This is a genomic window from Nocardiopsis sp. NPDC055879 (assembly GCF_053615935.1).
Map to the genome: position 1 here is coordinate 1 of NZ_JBSHCT010000035.1, position 10,923 is coordinate 10,923.

A 10,923-nucleotide genomic window follows, 5' to 3' on the forward strand; every position below is an offset into this window, starting at 1 on the left:
ACGCCGAGCTTGGTGAGGAGGGCGAGGAGATCGTGTGCCATCGCGAGGAGCTGCTGTTGTGGGACGGCTCCAGCGTGAAGAACCGCGAAACCCGTATCTTTCGGGCGGAAACGCGCATCGAGGAGCCTTACGTGGTGGGATCCTCCACCTGATGGGCGGAAACCTCATGCTCCAACGCGCTGACGGTTACGCCTACACCGAGCGGGCTGAGGCCGGGGTGGACGTGGACCCGGAGGCGGAGAAGGCCGCCAAGGCCGAGTAGAACGGCCCGGTGCTCTTCACGGGGCGGTGTGCGGGGAATCGACCCCGGCGCACCGCCCCGTCCTCGTGTGCGGGGACGGGGCGGGTGGGGCGAGGCGCGTCAGCGTTTGCCGGCGCCGCACTGCTGACAGCAGATGTCCTCGTCGTCGGGGTTGCTGTGGGTACAGAGGGGACAGGTCCAGTTCCGGATGAGGTGGGACGGGCGGGTTCTCGGAGCGGGGCGGCCGGTGACAGGGTCCATGAAGTGTGTCCTCGGGGGTGTTCGGCGAGTTCTCCGCTGGAGAATCGGTGCCCGGAAAGTCTCCTCTTTGAACTTTCTATATTCGGTCATATACCTGAAAATGGTGATTAAGTGACCAAAATGCACGTCCGGAATGCGGGTGTGGCCCGTACCTGGATGCGTTCGGGGCCGTCATCCCCTACCGTTGGGGGCGAATCACCCTCCCATACCGAGAACGGCACGCGTCCTGGAGTGAAGACGGTGCACCGGTGGGGCCGACCTCCTTTGGAGGCGCGGAGGGTGCGGAGTGCATTTGCGCGCCACACAGTCACGCGAGCGTAACGATTCACGCCTAGGTGTCGTCCGGGAGAGACGACCCCGGGTGGGGCCGACCGTGGATCATCCGTGTCGGCGGGGAGTGCGTCGGTACGTCGAGCGAGGTGACGCGCCCGAAAGCGAACGGGAGCCATCGTGCCCGTTCCGGTCCCTGCCCGGGCCGGGACCGCTTTCGGACACTACAATGAGCCGAATCGGAACGTTCCAGGGGTGACCGCGTCTGATCGCGGGTGTGGCGTCCGAGACGACATGAGGATGAGTCATACGTGAACGGAAAACGTGCTTCAGGCGATGGCTCCGAGGCAGCGCTCGCGGGAGCGTTCCGCCATGCGCCGGAGCCCATGGCCCTCACCGCGGCGGACGGTGCGATCCGGCACGCCAACCTCGCGTTCACCGAGCTGTTCGGCCGCACCGTCGCCGAACTCTCCGGTACGGCCTGGTTCGACCTCCTGGAGGGTGAGGAGAGCGAACGCGGCTCCGACCTGCAGCGCCGCGCGGTCGACGGCGACGTCCGCCGCATCCGCCTGCGCCTGGCCATCACGGAGAAGGTCTCCCGCCTGGCGGAGGTCGAGGTCCGCCCGGTCCGGCCCGAGGCCGACCACGACGCCACCGTGCTCCTGGTCCACACCCTCTCCACCGAGGAAACCGACCTGAGGGTCGTCGGGGACCTGCGCACCGACAACTCCGACTCGGTCCTGTGGAGCCTGGACCTGAGCAGCGGACGCATCCGCGAGCTCTTCGGTCCCACCCCTTTGGGAGCGCTCTTGGCCGGCAACGACTGCGAGCTGGAGAACATCCTGGAGCGCATCCACCCGGACGACACCGCCCGGGTCCGCGACGCCATCTCCGCGTCCTTCAACGGACGCGACTACGAGCAGCGCTTCCGGGTCTTCGACCGCCTCGGCGATGAGCGTTCGCTCCACGTGCGCGCCCGCTTCGTCCCCGGCGCCCCCGATCGCCTCGTCGGGATCGTCGACGACGTCACCGAGCACGTCCAGCTGGTCCGTCGACTGGCCGACCGCCGTCGCACCGAGGCCGAACACGGCCGCCTGGTCACGGAGCTCTCCTCCAAGTTGGTCTCGGCCACCACCGTGGACAAGGTCATGGACCTGCTCAGCGAGGAGTTCCTGCCGATCTTCGGCGGGTTCAACGCGGTGGCCTTCTACGTCGACGAAGGCCTGCTGCGCGCCTCGCCCAGCGTGCTGGAACGCGGCGGCGTCTCCCACATCGACGGGCGCCGCGCCGACGACACCGACTACCCGATGGGCGCGGTCATCCAGGACCGGCAACCCCGTTTCTTCGAGAGTCGCGCCGAGATCGTCAGCCGCTTCCCGTCCGCCGCCGAGATGATGCACAACGTCCGAGGCCAGGCCTGGGCCACCGTGCCGATCTTCGGCGACGGCAAGATCGCCCTGGGCGTGTGGCAGATGATCTGGGACCGTCCCCACCACGCCAGCCGCGACGAACGCGCGCTCATGCTCACCTTCGCCGGCCTCGCCGGGCAGGCACTGCAGCGGATAAAGGCCCAGCAGGCCGAACTGGAGTTGGCCGACGCCGTCCAGCGCCGCATGCTGCCCCGCCAGGTCGCCAGCTTCCCCGACATGGACATCGCCACCAAGTACCTGCCCTCGCGGGCCGAGTGGCGGATCTGCGGCGACTTCTACGACGTCATCGAACTGCCCGACAACAAGGTGGGGCTCCTGGTCGGCGACGTGCAGGGTCACGGTGTGGAGGCGGCCGCCGCCATGGGGCAAATCCGTGTGGCCTTCCGCGCCTACGCCACCAACCAGTCCGACCCCGGGGTCGTCCTGGGCGAGACCAACCGGCTGCTCACCGAGACCGGTGAGATCGTCTTCGCCACCTGTGGGTACCTGGTCGTGGACCGGGAGAGCGGGGTCATGCAGGCGGCCTGGGCCGGGCAGCCGCCCGCGGTGCTCGCCTCCAAGGGCGCCTACGAGCTGTGGTCGCCCGAGACCGGCCCGCCCATGGGTGTCATGCCCGACACCGAGTACACCGTCACCACCCGTGTGCTCGCGCCCGGCACCACCCTGCTGCTGTGTTCGGACGGGCTCGTGGAGAGCTCGGAGATGCCGATGAGTGAGGGGTTGGCCCTGGTGGGGGAGGCCCTCGCCGAACACGAGGAGAGCCCCAAGACGGCCGCCCAGGTCCTGGCCGAGATGGCACCCGCCGGGCGCGGCGACGACATCGCCCTGCTCATCACCCGGATGCCCCCGCGCGCGGCGGCCCCTTCCGAGTAGGGGAGCGCCCGGACCGTCTCCGATCTGGCCTACTCTGAATCGATGTCCGAAACACTGTTCGACGCCGCCGGGGACGATGCGGCCAAGGGCCAGGAGCCGTTGGCCGTGCGCATGCGGCCGCGCACCCTCGACGAGGTCGTGGGCCAAGGCCACCTCTTGGGCGAGGGCAGTCCGCTGCGCCGCCTGGTCGAGGACGACGCTCCCATGTCCGTCTTCCTGTGGGGGCCACCCGGCACCGGAAAGACCACCCTGGCCACCGTGGTCAGCCGGGTCACCAAGCGTCGGTTCGTGGAGCTGTCCGCCGTCAACGCCGGGGTCAAGGACGTGCGCGCGGTCGTCGCCGAGGCCAAGCGCCGCATGGGGATGAACGGCACCCGCACCCTGCTGTTCGTGGACGAGGTCCACCGGTTCAACAAGACCCAGCAGGACGCGCTGCTGCCGGCGGTGGAGAACCGTTGGGTCAGTTTCATCGGCGCCACCACCGAGAACCCGTTCTTCTCCGTGGTCAGCCCCTTGTTGTCACGTTCCCTGCTGCTGTCCCTGGAGTCGCTCGACGACAGTGACGTCAGGAAGCTGGTGGACCGGGCCCTGACCGAGGAACGCGGGCTGGACGGGCGCTACACCCTCACCGAGGAGGGCGCCGACCACCTCATCCGCCTGGCGGGGGGAGACGGTAGGCGGTCCCTGACCTACCTGGAGGCGGCGGCCCTGGTCTCGGGCCCACCCGTCGCCCGCCACCAACCCTCGACGGACGCCTCCGGCGCGGTGGTCCCCTCCGACAAGGATCGGGTGGAGATCACCGCCGACCACGTCGAACGCGCCGTCGACCGGCACGCGGTCCGCTACGACCGTTCCGGAGACCAGCACTACGACGTCATCAGCGCGTTCATCAAGAGCATGCGCGGATCCGACGCGGACGCCGCCCTGCACTACCTGGCCCGCATGGTCGAGGCGGGGGAGGACCCCCGCTTCATCGCGCGTCGGCTGATCGTGCACGCCAGCGAGGACGTCGGCATGGCCGACCCCAGCGCCCTGCAGACCGCCATCGCGGCGGCCCAGGCGGTCGAGCTCATCGGGATGCCCGAGGCCCGGATCAACCTGGCCCAGGCGGTCATCCACATCAGTCTGGCGCCCAAGTCCAACGCGGTCATCGCCGCCATCGACGAGGCGATGGCGGACGTTCGAGCCGGAAGGGCCGGGCCGGTCCCCGCCCACCTGCGCGACGCCCACTACAAGGGCGCCGCCGACCTGGGCCACGGCAAGGGGTACCGCTACGCGCACGACTACCCGGGCGGGGTGGCCCCGCAACAGCACGCTCCGGACGGGCTCACCGACCGCGAGTACTACCGGCCCACCCAGCACGGAACCGAACGTCGCCTGACCGAGGTCCTGAACAAGATCAAGGACGTCCTGCGGGGTGGCAGGACCTAATCCGAGAACAGCTCGGTCACCTGTACGACCTCGCGGGGGCCGTCGCCCTCCTGTTCCTCGGCGAAGGTGATCTCCACGATCAGCGCCGGCCCCCAGGAAAGGTAGCCCTCGAAGTCGGCGCCGGTCAGTTCCCAGGTGCCGCGCCCCTCCTCATCGAGGAACACGTGCTCGGGCGCCGCACAGAACCTGGCACACAGGACCTCGGCGTCGGGACTGATGATCGCCTCACCGGGCTCGCCGTCCTCGTCCCACTCCTCTGACCAGGCCTCGTGGCTGGGGATGCCCTGGTTGCGCGGGATCTCGCCCTCGCGCGTGACCGGTGTGTACACCCAGGAGCGCTCCTCCTCGCCGGGTTCGGGCTCCTCCTGCTCGGCGGGGTCGAAGCGCACCACCAGGGTCAGCGGGTCCTCTTCCTCCTCTGCCGCGCTCGCGTCCTCGGAGGGGTCCTCCTCCGCGTCGTCGGCCACCGGACCCGCCTCGGCGCTGTCACCGATCAGTCGGCCGATACCCCAGATCCCGCCACCGATCAGCGCCGCGGCCAGGACGGCGGAGCCGACCACGAACAGGGTGCGGGTCGGACGCTTGTTGGACATCCGGCCCTCCAACCGGATCACCTCGGGGACCCGGGGCGGTGGTTCCACCCCGTGCCACTCCCGTTCCAGGATCCGGTTGATCTCCTCGCGGTCACCCGGGGTCGGTGGCGCGTCCTCCGCGGTATCGGTCTGCCACACCGCGATGACCGCGCCGATCACCTCGCGCAGGCTGGGGCGGCGGTCCGGGTTCGGGTCCAGGGAACGACCCACGACGGGCACCAGCCCCTTGTACAGGCCGTTCAGGTCGAAGGAGCCCGAGGCCACCCGCTGGGCGATCTCCTCCGGTTCACCGGTGCCGAAGGGCAGCCGCCCGGTCCCGGCGAAGGCCACCACCGCACCCCAGGCGAACACGTCCGCGGCGGGGGTCGGGGGACCGCCCCGGTAGCGTTCGGGGCCGAGCCAGGTGGCCCCCGAACCGAGCAGCCGCTCGGAGTCGGCGGCGATGGCGCACTCCATGATGTGCGGACCGTGCGACTCCAGGAGGATCTCCCTGGGCCTGAGCGAACCGTGGGACACCCCACGGGCGTGCAGGGACGTCAGCCCCTCGGCCAGCCCGGTGGCCAACGCGATGAGCTTGCCGAAACCCAGGCCGCCCCGCTTGGTCACGAAGTGCGAGAGCCGTTCCCCCGCCAGATAGGGCATGGCCACCCACGGCGGGTTGGCGTCGGCGTCGAAGGCCAACGGCACCACGACCCGCTCGGGATCGGCCGCCGACAGATTCCGCAATCGTCGGGCCAACTCCGTATAGGCGTCGGGGGTGTCGAGTTCGGGGGCCTTGAGCAACTTCACCGCGACCAGGGGGTCGTCCGCGCTGGAGGAGGTGTCCACCGCGGCGTAGACGGTGCCGGTGGCCCCCTGCCCCAACCGGCCCAGGACGAGGTAGGGGCCGATCCGCGACGGGTCGTCCGGATACAGGGGTGCGAGGTCCGGTGGTACCAGTACGGAGATCTCTCGGGGAGAACGAGGGCTCATCAGTGTCCTGTCGGTGCTTCCGTTGGCAGGCGGGCGGCGTGGTGTCCGGACATCGTAGTGAAGATCCCGCTCTGGAGTGATTCTCGCGGAAGACCGTGACCCCGTCGATCCCCGCGGCCTCCAACGGACAGGAGGGAAGGGGGCCGGGGCCTCTCTCGTCTTCACGGGTTCCCGGCACACCGTGACGAGCCCGAGCGGACGTCGGGTGGACACGATAGGGTCGGCCGAAACCGGCTCGTCCCCGGCCCCTACCGGGCCCCGCGACGTTCCCGGACCGGGAGATCCGACCCGGCGCGATCGTCGGCTCCCCTCACCCCCGTGTGCCCCGTACTCGCCCCCAAGGCGCGTTCGCACACCCTCGAAGCAACCCTGCTATCTGCCTACGGAGCCTCAATGCTGACCGGAGGAGAGGTCGCCGCACTCGTCGCCGCGGTGGTCTGGGCGGTGCTGGCCACGTTCATGTGCGTGGCGCTCGTCAAACTGATCAAGCTCATCAACGAGACCACCAAGGTCGTCTCCGAGCTGGGCGAACGTACCCCGCCGCTACTGGACGACGTGGCCTCCACCATGGAGCGCACCCACACCTCGCTGGAGCGTGTGGAGGAGATCACCGCCAACGTGCAGGCCTCCTCGGAGGACGTCTCCACGATGACCGCGCTGACCCGTTCGGTGTTCACCGGGCCGTTGGTGAAGGTCGCGTCGTTCTCCTACGCCATCCGCCAGGTCCTGGGGCGCCGCAAGGCCCTGGCCGTGATGCGGGGACGCCGCCGGAAGGAGAGCCGGTGATCGGCCGACTGTTCTACGTCGCCGCGGGGGCGGTGGTGGGCGGCTACGTGGTCCACCGCGTCAACCGGGCCCGCAACGCGCTGACCCCCGGCGGCATCGCCGATCGGGTGGAGAACCGTGTCGGCGAGTACAAGGGCGCCCTGCGCGAACTCAACGACGACCTGGCCGAGGCCGTCAGGGAGGAGGAGGCCGAGCTGTTGCGGCGCTACTCCCCGAAGGCGGGCCGGCGTTCGGTGCGCGGGAACGAGGAGACCGACGCCGTCGAACGGTGACTGATGGTCATCGGGATTCGCGGAAATTATTGCGAGATGCCCGGAATTGTCATCTGGTCGGTCTCACACTGGGTAAGGGTGCCTCTATAGGGTTCTGGGAGTAGTCGCAGAGCAGACGGAGGCCCACATGTATCCGCCGCAACAACCTGATGACCCCTACGCCGCCGGAGCGTACGCCTACCAGCCCGGCCCGCCGGCCCCCGCGGGGATGCCCGGGACCGCCATCACCGTGCGGGTCCTGATGTTCATCGGTGGTGTGTGCGGGCTGCTCTTCGGCGCGCTCTTCTGGCTCGCCGCGGCGATGGCCTCCGGCGAGGGACAGTTCAGCCGGGACTTCCTCGACGGGATGCGCGACGCCGGGTTGCCGCTCTCCGGCGGTGAGGCGGGGGTGTTCTTCGGTGTCATGGGCGCGATCCCGTTCCTCTACGGGGTGGTGTCCATCGTCCTGGCCTCCATCATGGGCCGCCGCAGCGCCGGCGTGATGTGGTCGATCGTGGTCTTCCAGGGCCTGTCCGCGCTGCTTCTGGTCCTGGCCGTGATCACCGGCGGCTTCGCCTCGATCATCCCGCTGTTCTTCACCATCGGCATGATCGTTCTGATGGTCGTGCCCAACACGCGCGCCTTCTACGAGAGCAAGCCGGCCGCCCCCGGCCACCCGGGCGCCTACTGAGCCGGTGGGAGCTCGTTCGGGGTCGACCCCGCGGAGCCCGGTGCCGATGACCATCCCTTGGGGCCCGCTTCGGCGGGCCCCAAGGGCGTTCCACGGTCCGGCGGCGGTGTTCGACGGCGATAGCCTGGTGGAACGACCGGACCGTCGATGTCGTCCCGGACGACGGGACCTTCGACGGCGGTGACAAACCATGCGCGCCGGCGCGGGGTTCCCCTCTACGATGGGCCCCTATCGACCATGCGTGACCACGGTCCCACCCAGGGACAACCCCGCCGCCGTCCGCAGCGGCGGAGCCGAAAACAGGAGGGCATCACAATGGAGACGGCAGAGATCGCGCGCCGCTTCCTCGGTTTCTTCGAGAAGAACGGACACACCGTGGTGCCCTCGGCAAGCCTGATCGCCGAGGACCCCACTCTGCTGCTGGTGCCCGCAGGCATGGTCCCCTTCAAGCCCTACTTCCTGGGTCAACGCACGGCCCCGTGGGACACCGCGACCAGCGTCCAAAAGTGCATCCGCACCATCGACATCGAAGAGGTCGGCAAGACCTCCCGGCACGCCACCTTCTTCCAGATGCTGGGCAACTTCTCCTTCGGTGACTACTTCAAGGAGAAGGCGATCCCGCTGGCGTGGGAGCTCCTCACCACCCCCGTCGACCGGGGCGGTTTCGGCATCGACCCGGAGAAGCTGTGGGTCACCGTCTACCTCGACGACGACGAGGCCGCGGAGATCTGGCGGGACAAGGTGGGGGTGCGCCCCGAGCGCATCCAGCGCCTGGGCATGGACGAGAACTACTGGGACATGGGCGTGCCCGGTCCCTGTGGCCCCTGCTCCGAGATCTTCTACGACCGCGGCCCCGAGTACGGCGTCGAGGGCGGTCCGGCGGTGGACGACAACCGCTACATCGAGATCTGGAACCTCGTCTTCATGCAGTACGAGCGAGGTGAGGGCAGCGGCAAGGACTACCCGATCCTCGGCGATCTGCCCAAGAAGAACATCGACACCGGCATGGGCCTGGAGCGTCTGGCGGCGGTCCTGCAGGGCGTCGACAACATCTACGAGACCGACATCATGGGTCGGGTGTTGAACCGCGCCGCGGAGCTCACCGGAACCACCTACGGCGCCGACGGTGACACCGACGTGATGCTGCGTGTGGTCGCCGACCACGTGCGCAGCGCCGTCATGCTCGTGAGCGATGGCGTAAAGCCCGGCAACGAGAAGGCCGGCTACGTGCTGCGCCGTATCCTGCGCCGCTCGATCCGCAACCTGCGTCTGCTCTCGGGCACCGATTCCTTCTTCCTGCACGAGCTGACCGCGGTCGGCATCGACGCGATGAAGGACATCTACCCGGACCTGCTCGACAAGGCCGACGTGGTCCACAGCGTGATCGACAACGAGGAGAAGAACTTCGCGGAAACCCTGCGCGCGGGCACCACGCTGTTCGGCCGGGCCGCCGAGCGCACCCGCACCGCCGGCGGAACCGTCCTCTCCGGCTCCGACGCGTTCCAGCTCCACGACACCTACGGCTTCCCCATCGACCTCACCCTGGAGATGGCCTCCGAGCAGGGTCTGAGCGTGGACGAGGGCGCCTTCCGCGAGCTCATGCAGCGCCAGAAGGACACCGCCAAGGCCGACGCCAAGGCCAAGAAGCTCGGCAACGCCGACATCTCCCTCTACGGGCGGATCCACGAGGAGGCGGGTGACACCGACTTCCTGGGTTACGGAGACTCCGACAGCGAGTCCCACGTCAAGGGCATCGTCGTGGACGGTGAGGGCGCGCCGGCCGCGAAGGCGGGCGACCAGGTCGAGATCGTCCTGGACCGCACCCCGTTCTACGCCGAGAGCGGTGGTCAGCTCGCCGACAAGGGCACCCTGACCGTGGACGGACGCGGCGTCGTCGACATCGAGGACGTGCAAAAGCCCCTGCCCGGCCTGTTCGTGCACCGCGGCACCGTGCGCTCGGGCGAGGTCGTCCTGGACGACACCGTGCACGCGTCCATCGACACCGGCCGCAGGCACGCCATCGAGCGCTCCCACTCGGCCACCCACCTCATCCACTCGGCGCTGCGCAACGCGCTCGGTCCCACCGCGGGCCAGGCGGGTTCGGAGAACAGCCCGGGTCGGCTGCGCTTCGACTTCACCGCGGACAGCGCGCTGGGCGGCGGCCGTCTGGCCGAGGTCGAGGAGGAGGTCAACACCGTTCTGGCCGGGGACATCTCGGTCCAGACCGAGGAGAAGAGCCTGGACGAGGCGCTGAAGATGGGCGCCCTGGCCATGTTCGGCGAGAAGTACGGCGACCGGGTCCGCGTCGTGGAGATGAGCGACTACTCCGTCGAGCTGTGCGGTGGCACCCACGTGGGCTCCACCGCCAAGCTCGGCATCGTCAAGCTGTTGGGGGAGTCCTCCATCGGTTCGGGCGTGCGACGTGTCGAGGCGGCCGTGGGTGTGGACGCCTTCAAGCGCCTGTCCAAGGAGTCGGCACTGGTCGGTCGGCTCTCCGAACAGCTCAAGGCCCCGCGGGAGGAGCTGCCCGAGCGGATCGACTCCATGGTCTCCCGGCTGCGCGTCGCGGAGAAGGAGATCGAGAAGCTGCGCGCGGCCCAGGTACTGCAGGCCGCCGGCGAGATCGCCAAGGGCGCGCGCCGGCACGGTTCGGCGCTGGTCGTGGCCACCGAGGCGCCCGAGGGCGCGAGCGGCGATGACCTGCGCAAGCTGGTGTTGGACGTGCGTGGCCGCCTTGGTGAGGACGAGCCCGTCGTCGTCGCGATGACCGCGGTGCCCAAGGACCGCCCGGTCGTGGTGATCGCCACGAACAAGGCCGCCCAGAAGGCCGGGATCAAGGCCGGTGACCTGGTGGGCGTCGCGGCCCGCGCCCTCGGCGGCGGTGGCGGTGGCAAGCCCGACATCGCCCAGGGGGGTGGCAGCGACGCGGGCAAGGTGGATGAGGCCCTGCGCGCCGTCGAGGCGCGCGTGGCCGGCGCCTGAGACATCGGAGACGCCCCGCGTGGATCCGGGAGGAGACCGCGCGGGGCGTTCGCCACTCCGAACGCGCACGCTCCGTGGAGGACACCCGAACCACCCGTAGTGTGACTCTCCGTGATCATGTGGTTGTTCTCATGTGCCGAAT

7 protein-coding genes are annotated in these 10,923 nt (G+C 69.3%); 6 read left to right on the forward strand and 1 reads right to left on the reverse strand.

Translation table 11 applies throughout. The features are described from left to right. Positions 1-1,083: 1,083 nt before the first annotated feature. Together ACWGKS_RS27560 and ACWGKS_RS27565 are read left to right on the forward strand one after the other, a co-directional pair. The gene (locus ACWGKS_RS27560; RefSeq protein WP_358508177.1) at positions 1,084-3,075 is read left to right on the forward strand and encodes a SpoIIE family protein phosphatase; all 1,992 of its coding nucleotides are present in this window, start codon (positions 1,084-1,086) and stop codon (positions 3,073-3,075) included. Between the two features lie 42 nt (positions 3,076-3,117). After that, entirely contained in the window at positions 3,118-4,506 is a 1,389-nt protein-coding gene (locus ACWGKS_RS27565) for a replication-associated recombination protein A (RefSeq protein ID WP_358508175.1), read from the forward strand. Here the strand turns inward: ACWGKS_RS27565 and ACWGKS_RS27570 are convergent. After that, positions 4,503-6,071, reverse strand: a complete 1,569-nt coding sequence (locus tag ACWGKS_RS27570; protein WP_358508173.1) for a serine/threonine-protein kinase — start codon at positions 6,069-6,071, stop codon at positions 4,503-4,505. The genes ACWGKS_RS27565 and ACWGKS_RS27570 overlap by 4 nt on opposite strands. Before the next feature lie 393 nt (positions 6,072-6,464). Here ACWGKS_RS27570 and ACWGKS_RS27575 point away from each other — a divergent pair, with 393 nt between their 5' ends. From ACWGKS_RS27575 to alaS, 4 genes are all read left to right on the forward strand, one after another. Then, positions 6,465-6,857, forward strand: coding sequence for a DUF948 domain-containing protein (locus ACWGKS_RS27575; RefSeq protein ID WP_304072502.1), 393 nt, complete (start codon positions 6,465-6,467; stop codon positions 6,855-6,857). Beyond that, positions 6,854-7,129 (forward strand): hypothetical protein, encoded by a 276-nt coding sequence (locus ACWGKS_RS27580; RefSeq protein ID WP_358508171.1) that lies wholly within the window; start codon positions 6,854-6,856, stop codon positions 7,127-7,129. The genes ACWGKS_RS27575 and ACWGKS_RS27580 overlap by 4 nt, the downstream gene beginning before the upstream one ends. Before the next feature lie 127 nt (positions 7,130-7,256). Continuing rightward, positions 7,257-7,799, forward strand: a complete 543-nt coding sequence (locus ACWGKS_RS27585) for a hypothetical protein (RefSeq protein ID WP_452524620.1) — start codon at positions 7,257-7,259, stop codon at positions 7,797-7,799. A 315-nt stretch (positions 7,800-8,114) separates the two neighbouring features. Then, complete coding sequence (gene alaS, locus ACWGKS_RS27590; protein WP_358508167.1) at positions 8,115-10,781, forward strand: alanine--tRNA ligase; 2,667 nt, start codon at positions 8,115-8,117, stop codon at positions 10,779-10,781. Positions 10,782-10,923: the final 142 nt, after the last annotated feature.